The sequence below is a fragment of the Nonomuraea fastidiosa genome (assembly GCF_042751225.1).
Classification (GTDB): domain Bacteria; phylum Actinomycetota; class Actinomycetes; order Streptosporangiales; family Streptosporangiaceae; genus Nonomuraea; species Nonomuraea fastidiosa.
Map to the genome: position 1 here is coordinate 5,191,564 of NZ_CP170570.1, position 15,181 is coordinate 5,206,744.

Genomic DNA, 15,181 nt, shown 5'->3' on the forward strand with positions numbered 1-15,181 from the left:
TTCGTGGTCGTCTCAGAGCGCCAGCCGCCACTGGTTCCACTGGTCGAACAGCGTGAACCCCATCGCCTCGTTGATGGCCAGCATGTGGGCGTTGGAGGTGGCGTTCCAGGTGATGACGCGGTCGATGTGCGGCTCCTGCTCGTGCAGCCAGAGCAGGTTGGCGATCTTCATCAGCAGCCCGAGGCGATGGCCGCGGTGCTCGCGCACCACGGTGGTGTCGGCCTGGTGGCCCCAGCCGCTGTCGCGGGCCTCGTCGAGCAGGATGCGAGTGTAGCCGGCGGGCGCGCCGTCGGAGGTGCGGCGGGCGACCGTGGTGTAGCAGGTGCGGCCGGTCAGCGCGAGAGCCTCCTCCCGCTCGCGCACGCGTTCGACGGTGTGGACCTCTTCTTCGATGTCCGGGTCGTGCGGCGCGTCGTTCATGCCGTTCATCACCAGCGCCAGATCCGGCAGCAGCTCCTGCCTGGCCGGGCCGATCCACTGCTCAAGGTGATAGCCGGGCGCCTCAGGGCGCATGCCGCGCAGCGCATCCCAGTCGGCGGTGCGCAGGTCGAGCGTGCTGCGGGCCTCCGTGAGCGTCACCGCCATCCCCTTCGAGGCGGCGAAGCGGGCGCCCACGCCGCCCGCGGGCGTCTCCGTCAGCAGCAGCGTCCTGCCCTCTGCGCGCAGCCGGTCCACCGCATGCTCGAAGAGCGCGGTGCCGATGCCGCGGCGCTGCAGCTCAGGGCGTACGGCGAACGCGAAGATCCACCCGGCGTGCTGGTTGTCCTCCTCGTACAGCTCCAGCGCGTAGCCCCCGGCCACCTTGCCGTCCTCTCGCACCACCACCGGCTCGGTGCGCGCTCCCGCACCGCCGCTCCTGATGAGGTGGGAGAAACGGGCGAAGGACGGCAGGGGGCCGCGGTCGTCGCGGCTCGCCGCGGTGGCCGCCGTGAACGCCTCGTGCAGGCCCTCGATGGAGTCGCCAGGCCGGCCGAGGTCGATCGGCTCTATATGCATGGCACCCATCAGAACGCACGGCGCGGCCCCGTGGCGAGCGAATTTACTGCCGGTAGTTCTCGACCTCGCTGGCCGGCCTGGCGGTCGCGCCGTCGGGGTCCTCGCCCACGCCGCGCCTGGCCCGGCGCTGCCTGAGCAGGTCCCAGCACTGGTCGAGAGCCGTCTCAAGCTCCTTGATGCGCGCCTGCTCCTCGTCGGTGGTCACCTGGCCCGACCTGAGCTTGTCGCGCAGCGCGTGCTCCTCGTCGACCAGGTCGCTGATCCTGCTGAGAATCTCGTCGTCCCGCATGCCCAAGACTCTAACCAGTGCGTGATACAACACGCCCTATGTCAGGCATTGCGCTGGTAAGGAAGCCCGGTCCCCGGATCGCCGAGGGCATCGTCACCCACCTCGAACGTGCGCCGGTCGATCCCGAGCGGGCCGCCGTCCAGCACGACGCCTACGTCGCCGCGCTGGCCGCCGCCGGATGGCGGCCGGTGTACGCGCCGCGCGCCGACGACCTGCCCGACGCGCCGTTCGTGGAGGACGCGCTGGTGGTGGCGGACCGGCTCGCGGTGCTGACCCGTCCCGGGGCCGAGCAGCGGCGGCCCGAGGTGGAGTCGGTGGCCGAGGTGGTGCGCGATCTCGGTCTGCGTTCCGTACGCATCGAGCCGCCCGCCACGCTCGACGGCGGCGACGTGCTCCAGGTCGGCTCCACCGTGTACGTCGGCAGGTCGGGGCGTACCGACGACGAGGGCATCGCGCAGCTCGCGGCCCTGCTGCCGGAGCGGAACGTCGTCCCCGTCGATCTCCGGGGCGTGCTGCACCTGAAGTCGGCCGTGACCGCGCTGCCCGACGGCACGCTCATCGGCGACCCGCATCACGTGGACCTGCCGGGGCTGCTGGTGCCGGAGGAGGAGGCGGGCGCGCATGTGGTGCCGCTGGGCGGGAACCGGGTGCTGCTGGCCGCCTCCGCGCCGAAGACCGGGACGCTGCTCGAGCGGCGGGGATATATCGTGACAAAGGTGGATATTTCGGAATTTGAGCGGTTGGAAGGCTGCGTGACCTGCCTCAGCGTGCTCATCGCCGACTGACGTTCTCACGATGTGAGAACCTGCGCGGCTCACGGTGAGACGTCTGGTAGCGTGCATGGCATGCTGCGTGGGCTGCTTCTTAGCTGCCGCGGCGGGGGCCTGTAAGGCCGGCTCCTCGCCGCGGAGCCAGTCGTGCGCGTCGGCCGCTTCCCTTTCCGAGACCGACGAGGAGCCCCGACATCATGACCGCTCAGCAGCCCAGCCGTATGCCCATCCATCGGTACCAGCCGTTCGAGCCCATCCGGCTGCCCGACCGTACCTGGCCCGACAAGGTCATCACCAAGGCGCCCCGATGGTGCGCGGTCGACCTGCGCGACGGCAACCAGGCGCTCATCGACCCGATGGACTCCCACCGCAAGCTCCAGATGTTCGAGCTGCTGGTACGCATGGGCTACAAGGAGATCGAGGTCGGCTTCCCGGCCGCGTCGCAGACCGACTTCGACTTCATCCGCAAGATCATCGAAGAGGACCGCATCCCCGACGACGTGGTCATCCAGGTGCTGACGCAGGCCAGGCCCGAGCTGATCGAGCGCACCTTCGAGTCGCTCGAGGGCGCCAAGCGGGCCATCGTCCACCTGTACAACTCGACCTCCACCCTCCAGCGCCGCGTCGTCTTCGGCCTCGACAAAGAGGGCATCACCGCCATCGCCGTCGAGGGCGCCAAGCTGGTGAAGAAGCTCGCCGACGCCAGCGACGTCGACATCCGCTTCCAGTACTCGCCCGAGTCGTTCACCGGCACCGAGCTCGAATACGCCGTCGAGGTGTGCGACGCCGTCAACGAGGTGTGGCAGCCCACTCCCGACCGCAAGGTCATCATCAACCTGCCCGCCACCGTCGAGATGGCCACCCCCAACGTCTACGCCGACCAGATCGAGTGGATGCACCGGCACCTCAAGTACCGCGACTCGATCGTGCTGTCGCTGCACCCGCACAACGACCGCGGCACCGCCGTCGCCGCCGCCGAGCTGGGCTACATGGCGGGCGCCGACCGCATCGAGGGCTGCCTGTTCGGCAACGGCGAGCGCACCGGCAACGTCTGCCTGGTCACCCTCGGCATGAACCTGTTCTCCCAGGGCATCGACCCCGAGATCGACTTCAGCGACATCGACGAGATCCGCCGCGTCACCGAATACTGCAACCAGCTGCCCGTGCACCCGCGCCACCCGTGGGGCGGCGAGCTCGTCTACACCGCCTTCTCCGGCTCCCACCAGGACGCCATCAAGAAGGGCTTCGAACACCTCGAACGCGACGCCGCCGCGGCGGGCGTGCCCGTCGACGAGTTCCGCTGGGCGGTGCCGTACCTGCCGATCGACCCCAAGGACATCGGCCGCACGTACGAGGCGGTCATCCGGGTCAACAGCCAGTCCGGCAAGGGCGGGGTCGCGTACATCATGAAGACCGACCACCAGCTCGACCTGCCGCGACGGCTGCAGATCGAGTTCTCCAAGGTCGTGCAGGCGCGCACCGACAGCGAGGGCGGCGAGATCAGCCCGGCCGAGATGTTCGAGATCTTCCGGGACGAATACCTGCCCAACCCGGCCAACCGCTGGGGCAGGCTTTCGCTCATGGCCCACCGCCACGAGTCCGCGGTGGAGGACAAGGACCGCATCAGCGCCGACGTGCGCCTCGACGGCGAGATCCGCGAGATCGACGGCACCGGCAACGGCCCCATCTCCGCCTTCATCGACGCCCTCGCCGGCGTCGGCATTCAGGTCCGCGTCCTCGACTACGTCGAGCACGCGATGACCGCAGGCAGCGACGCCAAGGCGGCCTCCTACCTGGAGTGCGAGGTGAACGGTCAGGTCCTGTGGGGCGTCGGCATCGACCACAACGTCACCACCGCCTCACTCAAGGCCATCATCTCCGCCGTCAACCGCGCCTACCGCTGACCACGGGTTTCGCCTAGCGCCCGAGCCCTCCGTTTGTGAGGGCTCGGGCGCGCCGCGTTTTCCGACCGCACGAGGACGGGGCGGGGGAGCGGCTGCGGTGATCGTTGCGAGAACGCGAACACTCGGCTCCGCCGGAGGTGTGGCTCGTGGAGCCGACCACTCGGTTCTGCCGGGGTGTGGCTCGTGGCGCCGACCATCGGCCTTCGCTCGCCTGCCGGGCGCGCGGCGGTGACGGTCCGCGCCGTCTGTAGCTGCTCGTTGGGGTGACTGGTCGCTCGTGGCGCGCCGCGTGCCGCGTATCCGCGCGCCGCCTATCTCGTGCTGGGCAAGCGGGGTCTCCTCGTCGCCCGCCGTTGCGGTGCGCGCGTTGGCAGCGTCGCCTGCGCTGGTGCGTCGAGTGGCGGTCGCCTCCGCACCCACTCCTCGTTCGTGTCCCGGGCCGGCTGGTCGCCCGGGTGTCCGCTCTTTCGTAATCTCGCGTGGATAGTTAGTGAACGTTGCGTTTCCTAAGAATGACACCTATGCTCCTTAGAGAACGATACGTTCTCTAAGGAGCGGCCATGGGGCTTGTGCTGCCGGGGCTGATGCTGTGCATGCTGCTCGGCGCGCTCGATCAGACGATCATGGCTCCGGCCCTGCCCGCCGTGGCGGCGGGGCTGGGCGGGCTCGATCAGATGTCGGCGGTCATCAGCGCCTACCTGGTCGCCGCCACCGTGGTCATGCCGGTGTACGGCAAGCTCGGCGACCGCTACGGCCGCAAGCCCACCATGCAGGCCGCCATCGTCATTTTCGTCACCGGCGCCGTGCTCTGCGCGTTCGCCACGTCGATGCCGCTGTTCATCGCCGCCCGAGCCGTCCAGGGGATCGGCGGGGGCGGGCTGATGATCGGCGCGCAGGCGATCATCGGAGAGGTGGTGAGCCCGCGCGAGCGGGGCCGCTACCTGGGGTTGATCGGGGCCGCGTACGTCGTGGCGGCCGTGGGCGGGCCGCTGATCGGCGGGCTCGTGATCGACAGGATGAGCTGGCGGTGGATCTTCGCGATCTACCCGCCCCTGGGGCTGCTGGCGCTGATCGTGCTGACCGCCACGCTGAAGCTGCCGAAGCCCGCCGATCGGGCGCCGCTGGACGTGGCGGGGGCCATCACGCTGGGCGTGGCCGTCCTGGGCGTCGTGCTGCTGGGGGAGAGCGGCAACCTCGCCTACGTCGGGCTGGCGGCGGCGGGGGCGGTCGGGTGGGTGATCAGCACCCGGTACACCGACGACCCGATCCTGCCGCTGCGGCTGTTCAGAGACCGGGCGTTCGCGGTGCCGGTGGCGATCAGCTTCATCATCGGGTTCGCGCTGTTCGGCGCGGTTTCTTACCTGCCCGCGTACGCGCAGATCGCGCTGCACACGAGCGCCACGCGCGCCGGGCTGATGGTGACCGCGCTCATGGGCGGCGTGCTGCTCACCACCATCGTCTCCGGCCGGCTCATCTCCAAGACCGGCGTCTACAAGCCGTACCCGATCGCGGGCACGATCGTCGCGGCGGCAGGGATGGGGCTCATCGGGCTGGCCGGCGCCTCGCCGGCCGGGCTGGTCGTGGCGATGGTGCTGACCGGGATGGGCGTGGGGCTGGTCATGCAGGTGATGGTGCTGGCCGCCCAGAACGCCGTGCGCTACGCCGACCTGGGCGCCGCCACGTCGTCGGTGACGTTCCTGCGCCAGATCGGCGCCTCCGCCGGGGTCGCGCTGGTCGGCGCGCTGATCACGATGCGCTCGGGCATCTCGGGAAGCACTCCCGCAGCCCTGCCCCCAGGGGTGCGCGAGGCGTTCGCGCAGGCCGTGCCGCCCGTGTTCGCCGCGATGGCGCCGCTGCTCGTCGTCGCGTTCGTCCTTGCCCTGATCATGCCGGCCCGCCCGCTCCGCACCACCGCCTACGTCGAGGAGAGACAGTGAAACTGGTCGCACCACTGAACGCCTTCGGGCGCGCCGACCTGGCGATGGCCGGGGGCAAGGGCGCAAACCTGGGCGAGCTCGTCAAGAACGGCTTCCCGGTGCCGGACGGGTTCGTGATCACCACGCACGCGTACGAGCTGGTCGCCCAAGGAAGCGACACCCGCGAGCACTTCGAGCGCGTCGAGCTGCCTGAGGAGCTGCGCGAGGCGATCACCGGCGCGTACGCGGAGCTCGGCGGCGGCCCGGTGGCCGTGCGGTCGAGCGCGACCGCCGAGGACCTGCCGGGCGCGGCGTTCGCCGGTCAGCAGGACACCTACCTCAACGTGGTCGGCGAGGAGGCCCTGTTCGACGCGGTACGCCGCTGCTGGGGCTCGCTCTGGACCGACCGCGCCGTCTCTTACCGGGCCCGGCTGCGCCTGGACGACTCCGAGGTGCGGATCGCGGTGGTCGTGCAGCGCATGGTGGAGCCCGACGTGGCGGGGGTGATGTTCACCGCGAACCCGGTCAATGGCGACCGCGGACAGCTCGTCGTCGACGCGGGCAGCGGGCTGGGCGAGGCGGTGGTGTCCGGGCTGGTCACCCCCGACCACTACGTGCTGCGGCCGTCGGGGGAGGTGGTGGAGTTCACGCCGGGCCGGGGTGAGGTGGTCGTCCGCAGCGCCGCCGGTGGAGGTGTGGTGCACGAGCACCACGAGTCCGTGGGCGGCGCCGCCGGGGGAGGCGTCGGGCGCGAGCACCCCGACTCGCAGTCCTCGGGCGGGCTGCTGTCCGGTGAGACGCTGCGCGAGCTGGCCGGGCTCGGGCGGCGGGTGGCCGGGGCCTTCGGGCGTCCGCAGGACATCGAGTGGGCGTACGCGGCGGGCCGCCTCCACCTGCTGCAGGCCCGCCCCATGACCGCGCTCCCGCCGCCCCCGGTGGGCCCGCTCAACACGTTCCAGCGCCGCGTGGCCATGATCCTCACGGAGTACCTGCCGGAGCGGCCGTACCCGATCGACATGTCCACCTGGGTATCCGACGGCCCGGCGGGACTGATGGCGAAGGTGTTCTCCGAGTACGGCGTGGAGAACATGATCGACGGCGCCCTGCACGAGGAGGACGGCGTCGTCTACCGCCTCGCGCCCGCCAAGCCGCGCCTGACCGTGAGGGCGCTGGCGACGCCGTTCAAGCTGCTGGCCAGGGCCCTGCGGTACGACCCCGCCCGCTGGACCGAGGACCCCCGCTTCCAGGCGTACCTGAAGGACGTCGAGGAGCTGCGCTCCCGCGACCTCGCGGCGATGCCGTGGGAGGAGCTGCGTCGGGTGCCCAGGCAGGCGCTGGCCGTGGCGCGGCCGGTCGCCGACCTGCGCGCCGCCTACCTTCCGGGCGTCGGGCTGGCGCTGCTGCGGCTGATGGTGGCGCTCGCGCTGCGCGGTCGCAGGGGCATGATGGGCGAGCTGCTGCTGGGGGCGCGTACCCGCACATCCGACGCCAACCGGGCGCTGGAGCGCCTGGCCGAGACGGCGCGCAGGACGGGCGCGCTGGAGGCGGATGAGCCGCCGAAGGAGTTCGCAGAAGAGCTGGAGGCGTTCCTCGCCGAGTACGGGCACCGCGAGACCGCGAGCCCCCTCCTCATCACCGCGCCCACCTGGGCCGACGCCCCCGAGGTGGTGCTCGATCTGGTCAGGGTGCTGGCGGCGGCGCCACCGGAGCGCAAGGAGCAGGAACGGCCGCCGCTGCGGTCGCCCGGGCTCGCCCGCAGGGTGGCGGCGGCCCAGGCGGGCATCACCTTCCGCGAGGACAGCCACTTCTCCTTCATGCTGCCCGCGCCGATCCTGCGCAGGTCGCTGCTGGAGATGGGCCGCAGGCTGGCCGCCGCGCGCCTGCTCGACGCGCCCGAGGACGTCTTCCACCTGCGCCTTGAGGAGCTGGAGCGGTTGCGGGGCACCGACGACCCGGCCGCCGCCCGGCTGCGCGAGGTGGTCAGGAAGCGGGCGGCCAAGCGGGAGGAGCTGTCCGGCGTGCGGCTCATCGACCCGGCCGCCGTGCACCCCGTCGCCGACGCCGGCACGGCGTTGCTGACCGGTGTCCCGGCCGGAGGCGGCACCGCCACGGGACCGGTCAAGGTGATCGCGAACCCCGCCGAGTTCGGCCGGCTGGAGCCTGGCGACGTGCTGGTCTGCCCGTACACGAACCCGTCGTGGACCCCGCTGTTCCAGCGTGCCGCGGCGGTCGTCGTGGACACCGGCGGCGCGGCCTCGCACGCCGCCATCGTCGCCAGGGAGTACGGCATCCCGGCCGTCATGGGCACGGGAAACGGCACGTCGGTGCTCGAAGACGGCAAGATCGTCACCGTCAACGGCGACACCGGCGCCATCACGGCGGCTCCCTAGAATGCCTGCCATGGTGACCGACCACCGCAAGCAGCCGAGACGCCGGGGCGAGGCGCTGTGCGCCGCGATCTTGCAGGCCACGCTCGACGAGCTGGCCGAGGTCGGTTACGCGGGGCTGACCATGGAGGGCGTCGCCGAGCGGGCGCGGGCCAGCAAGGCCTCGCTCTACCGGCGCTGGCCCAGCCGCATCGAGCTGGTGATGGAGGCGGTCTACCGTTCGCTGCCCGCGCCGGGCTCCGTGCCCGACACCGGCAACCTGCGCGACGACCTGGTGGCCCTGCTCAGCATCACCGCCGAGGCCCTGCACGGCCCGGCGGGCGAGGCGATGCGCGGGCTGCTCGGCGAGGCGCTGCGCGGCGAGTCGCCGCTGGGCGCGATGCGGCGCAACACGCAGGGGCGAGCCAGGCGGCTGATGGAGGAGGTCGTGCAGCGGGCCGTCGAGCGCGGCGAGGTGGACCCGGCCGACGTCACCCCGCGCCGCCTGGACGCGGGCCAGGCCCTGCTGCGCCACCACTTCCTCTTCGATGGCCTGCCGTTCCCCGACGACCTGGTGGTGCAGATCGTGGACGAGGTGCTCGTCCCGCTGCTCAAGCCGTCGAAGCGGAGCTGACCGCGGCGAGCCCCAGGGTGCTCGCCGCCAGGCGCATCGCGTGGTCGAAGGCCGCCTCGCGGTTGTCGATGGTGTTGTTGAACTGGCCGAACACCTCGAAGCTGACCCAGCCGTACAACGTGCTCCACGACGTGACCGAGCGCCAGACCATCTCGTCGGGCACCTCGGGCATCACCTCGCGGACCGCGGCGGCGTCCGCGGACAGCTCCGGCGGCGGCTCGGAGGAGGGCGGCCGCAGCGCGCCGTCCCGCCAGGCGTCGGAGACGATGCGCCCCAGCACGGTGACGTCGCGCACGCGGGCCTCGACCGTGGCGCGCGGTGCCTGGTAACCGGGTACGGGGGAGCCGTAGATGAGCGCGTACTCGTGCGGATGGGCCAGGGCCCAGCCGCGTACGGCGTGGCAGGCGGCCAGCCAGCGGCCGAGGTGGTCGTCGCGGGCGACGGCCGCCTCGCCCTGCTCGACGGCCTCGCCGAGCGCGTTGTAGCCGTCGATGATCAGCGCGGTCAGCAGGTCGTCACGGCTCGGGAAGTAGCGGTAGATGGCCGATGAGACCATGCCCATCTCGCGCGCGACGGCCCGCAGTGACAGGCCTCCGGCGCCCTCGGTGGCGAGCTGGCGCCGCGCGATGTCGGTGATCTCCCTGATGAGCTCGGCCCTGACGCGTTCTCTTGCGGTGCGGCTGGCTGTCATGCGAGCAGGCTACCAGAGCAGTGATCTCGAGACGAGAGCACTGCTCTTGACGAACGGCGCTCTCGTGAGAGAGCATTGCTCTCGTTAGCGAACGCCGCTCCGGAAGGTGACCCCGATGCACGTCCTCGCCAAGAACGCCAACGCGCTCCTGATGTTCCTGCTGGAGCTCGGCGTCCTGGCCTCCGTCGCCTACTGGGGCTTCACCCTCGGCTCGAACTGGGGCGTCAAGCTGCTGGCCGGGATCGCCGGCCCGGCGCTGTTCATCGCCGCGTGGGCGCTGTTCGGCGCGGGCGGCGGCGCGAACGCCGCGTTCCCGCTGACCGGCCTGGCCCGTGCCGCGCTGGAGATCATCTGGTTCGGCGGCGGTGCCCTGGCGCTCTACGCCGCGGGGCTGCGCACCCAGGCGTTCGTGTTCCTCGCGCTTTTCATCGTCAACGCGGTTCTCCGCCTGCTGTGGAACGAGGTCTGATCATGGGCAAGCATGTCGTCGTGGGCTCCGGCCAGGTCGGCGGCCACCTGGCCGCCAAGCTGCTGGCACGCGGCCACGAGGTCGTCGTGGTGTCGCGCTCGGGGCGCGGCCCCGAAGGGGCGGTCAAGGTGGCCGCCGACGTGAGCGACGCGTCCCGGCTGACCGAGATCACCAAGGGGGCCGACGTCCTCTACAACTGCGTCAACCCGCGCTACGACCGCTGGCTGATCGACTGGCCGCCGATGGCCGCCGCGTTCCTGGCCGCCGCCGAGGCCACCGGAGCGGTGTACGTGATGCTCGGCAACCTCTACCCGTACGGCCCGGTCACCGGACCGATGACCGAGGACCTGCCGCTCGCCTCTGCCAACGAGAAGTTCCGGGTGCGGACCACGATGTGGCAGGACGCGCTGGCCGCGCACGAGGCCGGCCGCATCAGGGCCACCGAGGTCCGCGCGTCCGACTACTTCGGCCCCGGCGCCACCGACCAGTCCTACCTGGGCGACCGGTTCCTCGGCCCGCTGCGGGCGGGCAGGACGATCCCGCTGCTGTGGCCGGCCGACGTGCCGCACACCTGGAGCTACCTGCCGGACGTCGCCGAGGCGCTGATCATCGCCGGCGGCGACGAGCGCGCCTGGGGCCGCCCCTGGCACGTGCCGAGCCCCGAGCCGATGACCTTCAGGGAGATCGGCGAGCGCATGGCCGCGCTGCTGGGCCGCCCGGCGCCGCGCATGCGGCAGATCCCGTGGCCGGTGACCAGGGCTCTCGGGGCGTTCTCGTACATGCTGGGCGAGCTGCGGCACGTCCGCTACCAGTTCACCGAGCCGTTCGTCATGGACTCCTCGGCCTTCCAGCGGACGTTCGGCGTCGCGCCTACCCCGGTCGACCAGGCGCTCAAGGCTACGCTCGAGGCGTGAAGATTGCGATGATCGGCCTGGGCGACATCGCGGAGAAGGCCTATCTTCCCGTGCTCGCCGCTCAGCCAGCCCTCGACCTGCACCTGTGCACCCGCAACCAGGCCCGGCTCGACCGGCTCGGCGACGCCTACCGCATCGGCGCCCGCTTCACCAGCGTGGACGAGGTGATCAAAGCGGGGGTGGAGGCGGCGTTCGTGCACGCGGCCACCGAGGCGCATCCGGAGATCGTGGAGCCGCTGCTCGCCGCCGGGATCCACGTCTACGTGGACAAGCCCATCGCCTACACTCTGGCCGACTCGGAGCGCCTCGTCGAGCTGGCCAGGGACACCGGCAGGTCGCTGATGGTGGGCTTCAACCGCCGCTACGCCCCCGGCTACGCCGAGCTGATCGCGCACCCCCGCCGGCTGATCCTCATGGAGAAGAACCGGCGCAACCTGCCCGACACGCCGCGCAGGGCGGTCTTCGACGACTTCATCCACGTGGCCGACACGCTGAGGTTCCTGGTGCCCGGCCCGGTCACCGACACCACGATCAGGACCCGCGTCCACGGCGGGCTCATCGAGCACATCGTCCTCGAGCTGTCGGGCGACGGCTTCACCGCCATCGGCATCATGAACAGGATGAGCGGCGCCGGTGAGGAGAGCTGCGAGGTCATGGGCGACGGCACCAAGCGGCGGGTGGTCAATCTCGGCGACGTCATCGACTACGAGGGCGGCGAGCGGCTCGTGCGGCGGCCCGACTGGGTGCCGGTGGCCAGGCAGCGCGGGATCGAGCAGATCTGCCTGGAGTTCCTGGACGCCGTGCGCGAGGGGCGGCGCATCGACGCGGGCGACGCGCTGGCCACCCACGCGCTCTGCGAGGAGATCGTGCTCCAGGCCGGCTGACCGGGCGGCGCGATCGGCCCGCGAAGACGGGCCGCCGCATCAGGCTGCGGGGTCAGGCCATCGGGGGGTCAGGCCATCGGGCGTCGGGTCGCCGCCCGGCGGCGCATCACCCGGTCGGCCTTGGCGTACATGCGCCCGAACACCTTCTCGCTCAGCCGGGTCAGCACCGTGTAGCCCTCGGCGTCGCGCAGCGGGCTCGACGAGGACACCACGCCCGCGACCGCGCCGCCGTACAGGGCGGGGCCGCCGCTGCCGCCCGCGCTGGCGTGGCAGTTGTGCGTCACCATCAGCCCGGGGCCCTTGCTGACGGCCTCGACGGTGTCGCCTACGCACCGGTACAGCGTCGTGCCCGGATAGCCCTTGCCCGCCGGGTAGCCGAGGAGTTCGAGCCCGCGCAGCTCGGTGCCGCGCGCGGTGGGCATCGTCTTCAGCCCGCGCCCGGTGACCGACTCGAGCGGGTGCTTGCCGTGCGCGACGCCCACCAGCCCCACGTCGTACGGCAGCAGATCCGGCGAGTACGGCCGGTCGCGCCACCGGGCCGGCACCCACGCGCGCACGACCGGCCACACGCCCAGCTTCGGCCGCCCCCGGTCGAAGCCCGGCAGGAACGCGAGGTGCTCAAGCGGCCGCCCGTTGCGGTAGATGCAGTGCGCCGCCGTCAGCACGAGGCTGCGGCTGCGCGAGCCGATCACCGTGCCTCCGCACAGGACGTCGGTCTTGGCGACGGGGTCGCGGCCGAGCAGCACTCCCGTCAGCCGCCGCGCCCCCGTGTAGGGGCGCGGGACCGGCGCGTAGCCCAGGCGGTCGCCGTCGGGGGTGAGGATGCGGGAAGCGGGAACGTCGCGTAGGAACACCTCGGTGACGGCGGCTGGATCGAGCAGGACCAGGGACAGCACCAACCTGAGCACCCTCACACCTTATGGGGAAGATGATCAGTGCCCTGACCTGCGACATCAATGTTTACCCTAACTTGTGTACGCGGAGGCGAGCGCGCGCAGCCGGGCGTGCGCGTCCTCGTAGACGGCGATCTTGCCGAGATGCGCCTTGGGCAGCTTGGCGACCATCGTGTAGTTGGTGTCGCACACGTTGCCGACCGGCGCCTGCCCGGCCTGGCTGACGAGCTGGTACGCATCCAGCGTGTCGAGCCCGGTCAGCTCGGAGGTCCAGGTGACGAGGTCGTGCTGGCTGATGCGGTAGGCGTCCTCCAGCGGCCGGGCCGAGCCGGTGGACATCAGGTGCCCGTCGTCCTCCAGGCGGGGCCACGGCGTGGCGACGCCCTTGATCAGCTCGACCGCGACCACGGTGTTCATGGCCGACTCGATGGCGGTCCCGCACACCTCGCCGTGCCCCTGCAGGCCGTGGCCGTCGCCGATGGCGAACAGCCCGCCCTCGACGTTGACGCCGAGGTAGACGGTGACGCCCGCGCGCAGCTCGGGGGTGTCCATGTTGCCGCCGTGCGCGTCGGGGGTGATCGACATGCGGGTCTCGTTCGCGGCCGGGGCGACGCCGACCGTGCCGTGCATGGGGTCGAGCGGCAGGTCCACGGTGAAGTCGCTGTTGCGGGCGTGGTAGACGGCCACGTTCCGCTCCAGGTCGATGTCGTAGCGCCAGACCCGCTCCTCCAGCGGCGGATGCAGCATGGCCGTGGTGTGGGTGGCGGTCAGCGCGCCGAAGTGCGGGAACGTGGTGGAGACCGCCCAGTCCCTGGCCGGGGTGATGGAGACGAAGTGCAGCGCCAGGGTGTCGCCCGGCTCGGCGCCCTCGACGTGGAAGGGGCCGGTCACCGGGTTGAGGTAGGGGAACTCGCACACCTGGGACGGCAGGTCGTCCACGGTCTGCACCCGGCCGCCGAAGCAGTCCTCGGTGTAGAGCTCCAGGATCGTGCCCGGCCGTACCTTGGCGACGGGCGGCCGTCCGCCGAAGGTGTAGCTCAGCTCCTCGGGCTTGGGACGGAAGGAGACGACGTTCACTTGACCTCCGTGGGAAGTTCGGGCCGGCGCCCCATCGCGTAGGAGACGCCGATGACGAGCAGGCCGATCGCGAGCCAGACGCCGCCGACCCACTGCGCCGCGACGTTCTGGTTGATGACGACGGCCACCAGGACCGTGAAGCCGATCGCGGGCGCGACGAGGTGCGCCCAGATGTTCCGGCTGCGCTGTTTGATCATGTAGTGGACGACCACGGCGACGTGGAGCAGCAGGAACGCGCTCATCGCACCGAAGTTGACCAGGGAGGCGAGCTCCCCGATGCCATTGTCGCGCGTGCTCATGAAGACGCCGAGCGTGATCGACACGGCGGCCACCGCGAACGTCGCGTTGACCGGCACCTTGTGCTTGGGATGCACCTTCGCGAGGAACGACGGGAGCTGCCGGTCGCGGGCCATCGCGAACAGCAGCCGTGAGGTGGCGGTCTGCGCGACCAGCGAGTCGGCGAAGCCCCAGGCGATGGCGGTGGCGACGGCGGTGAGCACGCCCAGCCACTGCCCGCCGGCGAAGGCGGCCGTGTCGTAGAAGGCGTTGCCGGTGAGGTCGCCTTCGGCGATGAGCTGGGCCCGGTTCGGGGTGAGCAGCGCGGCGACCCACGTCTGCACCACGAACAGCACCGCCGCCACCGCGAGCGCGGCCACCATGGAGCGGCCAAGCCTGCGGGCGTCCTCGCGGTTCTCCTCGGCCAGCGTCGAGATGGCGTCGAAGCCGAGGAACGACAGCACCGCCACCGACGCCGCCGCGAACACCACGCTCCACGTGAAGGACGAGGGGTCGAAGAGCGGGGTGAGCGCGCCCGCCTGGCCCTTGCCCTGGGCCAGCGCGACGCCGCCGACCACCAGGAAGATCGCCAGCACGGCCAGCTCGCCGATCAGCATGATCCGGGTGATCCTGGCCGTCATCTGGATGCCCAGGTAGTTGACGACGGTGTTGAACGCCACGAACGCCACGATCCACACCCAGACGGGCACGGCCGGGACGAACGAGTTCATCGCCGTGCCGGCCACCAGGTAGAGCAGCGAGGGCACCAGCACGTAGTCCAGCAGGATCGCCCAGCCGGCGAAGAAGCCCACGGGGGCCGCGATGCCGCGTCCCGCGTAGGTGTAGACCGAGCCGGCCATCGGAAAGGCCCTGGCCATCTGCGCGTACGACAGCGCGGTGAACGCCATGGCCACGACGCCGATGATGTACGCGAGCGCCACCATGCCGTGCGAGATGGAGAAGACCTCGCCGAAGATGCCGAAGGGGGCGATCGGCACCATGAAGATCAGGCCGTAGATCATCAGATCGGCGAAGCTCAGGGACCGCTGGAGTTCCTGGCGGTAGCCGAACTGCTCGATTGTGCTCATGGACGGCTCCTGAC

Annotated in this window: 14 protein-coding genes; 8 read left to right on the plus strand and 6 right to left on the minus strand. The window is 71.2% G+C overall.

What is annotated here, in order from left to right; genetic code table 11:
* Positions 1 to 12 precede the first annotated feature (12 nt).
* Together ACFMQL_RS24170 and ACFMQL_RS24175 are read right to left on the minus strand one after the other, a co-directional pair.
* Positions 13 to 996: a GNAT family N-acetyltransferase gene (locus ACFMQL_RS24170; protein ID WP_378787128.1), complete on the minus strand. Its 984-nt coding sequence runs from the start codon at positions 994 to 996 to the stop codon at positions 13 to 15.
* 43 nt (positions 997 to 1,039) lie between these two features.
* Positions 1,040 to 1,285, minus strand: a complete 246-nt coding sequence (locus ACFMQL_RS24175; RefSeq protein WP_364056945.1) for a DUF2630 family protein — start codon at positions 1,283 to 1,285, stop codon at positions 1,040 to 1,042.
* A gap of 38 nt (positions 1,286 to 1,323) precedes the next feature.
* On the opposite strand from ACFMQL_RS24175, the gene ddaH reads away from it, so the two are divergent.
* The 5 genes from ddaH (at position 1,324) to ACFMQL_RS24200 (ending at position 8,875) form a co-directional block, all read left to right on the plus strand.
* Entirely contained in the window at positions 1,324 to 2,070 is a 747-nt protein-coding gene (ddaH, locus tag ACFMQL_RS24180; protein WP_364056942.1) for a dimethylargininase, read from the plus strand.
* 182 nt (positions 2,071 to 2,252) lie between these two features.
* Positions 2,253 to 3,959 (plus strand): 2-isopropylmalate synthase, encoded by a 1,707-nt coding sequence (leuA, locus tag ACFMQL_RS24185; RefSeq protein WP_378787130.1) that lies wholly within the window; start codon positions 2,253 to 2,255, stop codon positions 3,957 to 3,959.
* A 560-nt stretch (positions 3,960 to 4,519) separates the two neighbouring features.
* Positions 4,520 to 5,896 (plus strand): MDR family MFS transporter, encoded by a 1,377-nt coding sequence (locus ACFMQL_RS24190; protein WP_364056939.1) that lies wholly within the window; start codon positions 4,520 to 4,522, stop codon positions 5,894 to 5,896.
* Positions 5,893 to 8,265: a PEP/pyruvate-binding domain-containing protein gene (locus ACFMQL_RS24195; protein ID WP_364056936.1), complete on the plus strand. Its 2,373-nt coding sequence runs from the start codon at positions 5,893 to 5,895 to the stop codon at positions 8,263 to 8,265. The genes ACFMQL_RS24190 and ACFMQL_RS24195 overlap by 4 nt, the downstream gene beginning before the upstream one ends.
* A gap of 10 nt (positions 8,266 to 8,275) precedes the next feature.
* On the plus strand, positions 8,276 to 8,875 hold the full coding sequence (locus ACFMQL_RS24200; protein ID WP_378787132.1) for a TetR/AcrR family transcriptional regulator: 600 nt from the start codon (positions 8,276 to 8,278) through the stop codon (positions 8,873 to 8,875).
* On the opposite strand, the gene ACFMQL_RS24205 is transcribed toward ACFMQL_RS24200, so the two are convergent.
* Positions 8,853 to 9,566: a TetR/AcrR family transcriptional regulator gene (locus ACFMQL_RS24205; protein ID WP_364056930.1), complete on the minus strand. Its 714-nt coding sequence runs from the start codon at positions 9,564 to 9,566 to the stop codon at positions 8,853 to 8,855. The two genes, ACFMQL_RS24200 and ACFMQL_RS24205, sit on opposite strands and share 23 nt — an antisense overlap.
* 115 nt (positions 9,567 to 9,681) lie before the next feature.
* On the opposite strand from ACFMQL_RS24205, the gene ACFMQL_RS24210 reads away from it, so the two are divergent.
* The 3 genes from ACFMQL_RS24210 to ACFMQL_RS24220 are packed head-to-tail and all read left to right on the plus strand — an operon-like array spanning position 9,682 to position 11,833.
* Complete coding sequence (locus ACFMQL_RS24210; RefSeq protein ID WP_364056927.1) at positions 9,682 to 10,035, plus strand: YrdB family protein; 354 nt, start codon at positions 9,682 to 9,684, stop codon at positions 10,033 to 10,035.
* A 2-nt stretch (positions 10,036 to 10,037) separates the two neighbouring features.
* Positions 10,038 to 10,949, plus strand: coding sequence for an NAD-dependent epimerase/dehydratase family protein (locus tag ACFMQL_RS24215; RefSeq protein WP_364056924.1), 912 nt, complete (start codon positions 10,038 to 10,040; stop codon positions 10,947 to 10,949).
* Positions 10,946 to 11,833: a Gfo/Idh/MocA family oxidoreductase gene (locus tag ACFMQL_RS24220; protein WP_364056921.1), complete on the plus strand. Its 888-nt coding sequence runs from the start codon at positions 10,946 to 10,948 to the stop codon at positions 11,831 to 11,833. Before ACFMQL_RS24215 ends, ACFMQL_RS24220 begins: the two co-directional genes overlap by 4 nt.
* Positions 11,834 to 11,901: 68 nt before the next feature.
* Here the strand turns inward: ACFMQL_RS24220 and ACFMQL_RS24225 are convergent, their stop codons facing one another.
* From ACFMQL_RS24225 to ACFMQL_RS24235, 3 genes are read right to left on the minus strand one after another with little or no spacing between them, the layout of a single operon-like run.
* Positions 11,902 to 12,741, minus strand: coding sequence for a trypsin-like peptidase domain-containing protein (locus tag ACFMQL_RS24225; protein ID WP_364056918.1), 840 nt, complete (start codon positions 12,739 to 12,741; stop codon positions 11,902 to 11,904).
* A gap of 57 nt (positions 12,742 to 12,798) precedes the next feature.
* A complete protein-coding gene (locus ACFMQL_RS24230; protein ID WP_364056915.1) occupies positions 12,799 to 13,803 on the minus strand; it encodes an acetamidase/formamidase family protein in 1,005 nt (334 codons plus the stop codon).
* The gene (locus ACFMQL_RS24235; RefSeq protein ID WP_364056912.1) at positions 13,800 to 15,167 is read right to left on the minus strand and encodes an APC family permease; all 1,368 of its coding nucleotides are present in this window, start codon (positions 15,165 to 15,167) and stop codon (positions 13,800 to 13,802) included. The genes ACFMQL_RS24230 and ACFMQL_RS24235 overlap by 4 nt, the downstream gene beginning before the upstream one ends.
* Positions 15,168 to 15,181: the final 14 nt, after the last annotated feature.

What these genes read in the sequence shown, in the direction of transcription:
- ACFMQL_RS24210 (WP_364056927.1), top strand. Translation starts at nt 9,682, where the DNA reads ATGCACGTCCTCGCCAAGAACGCCAACGCGCTCCTGATGTTCCTGCTG.
- ACFMQL_RS24205 (WP_364056930.1), bottom strand. Translation starts at nt 9,566, where the DNA reads ATGACAGCCAGCCGCACCGCAAGAGAACGCGTCAGGGCCGAGCTCATC.
- ACFMQL_RS24215 (WP_364056924.1), top strand. Translation starts at nt 10,038, where the DNA reads ATGGGCAAGCATGTCGTCGTGGGCTCCGGCCAGGTCGGCGGCCACCTG.
- ACFMQL_RS24190 (WP_364056939.1), top strand. Translation starts at nt 4,520, where the DNA reads ATGGGGCTTGTGCTGCCGGGGCTGATGCTGTGCATGCTGCTCGGCGCG.
- ACFMQL_RS24200 (WP_378787132.1), top strand. Translation starts at nt 8,276, where the DNA reads ATGGTGACCGACCACCGCAAGCAGCCGAGACGCCGGGGCGAGGCGCTG.
- ACFMQL_RS24175 (WP_364056945.1), bottom strand. Translation starts at nt 1,285, where the DNA reads ATGCGGGACGACGAGATTCTCAGCAGGATCAGCGACCTGGTCGACGAG.
- ACFMQL_RS24170 (WP_378787128.1), bottom strand. Translation starts at nt 996, where the DNA reads ATGCATATAGAGCCGATCGACCTCGGCCGGCCTGGCGACTCCATCGAG.
- leuA (WP_378787130.1), top strand. Translation starts at nt 2,253, where the DNA reads ATGACCGCTCAGCAGCCCAGCCGTATGCCCATCCATCGGTACCAGCCG.
- ddaH (WP_364056942.1), top strand. Translation starts at nt 1,324, where the DNA reads ATGTCAGGCATTGCGCTGGTAAGGAAGCCCGGTCCCCGGATCGCCGAG.
- ACFMQL_RS24235 (WP_364056912.1), bottom strand. Translation starts at nt 15,167, where the DNA reads ATGAGCACAATCGAGCAGTTCGGCTACCGCCAGGAACTCCAGCGGTCC.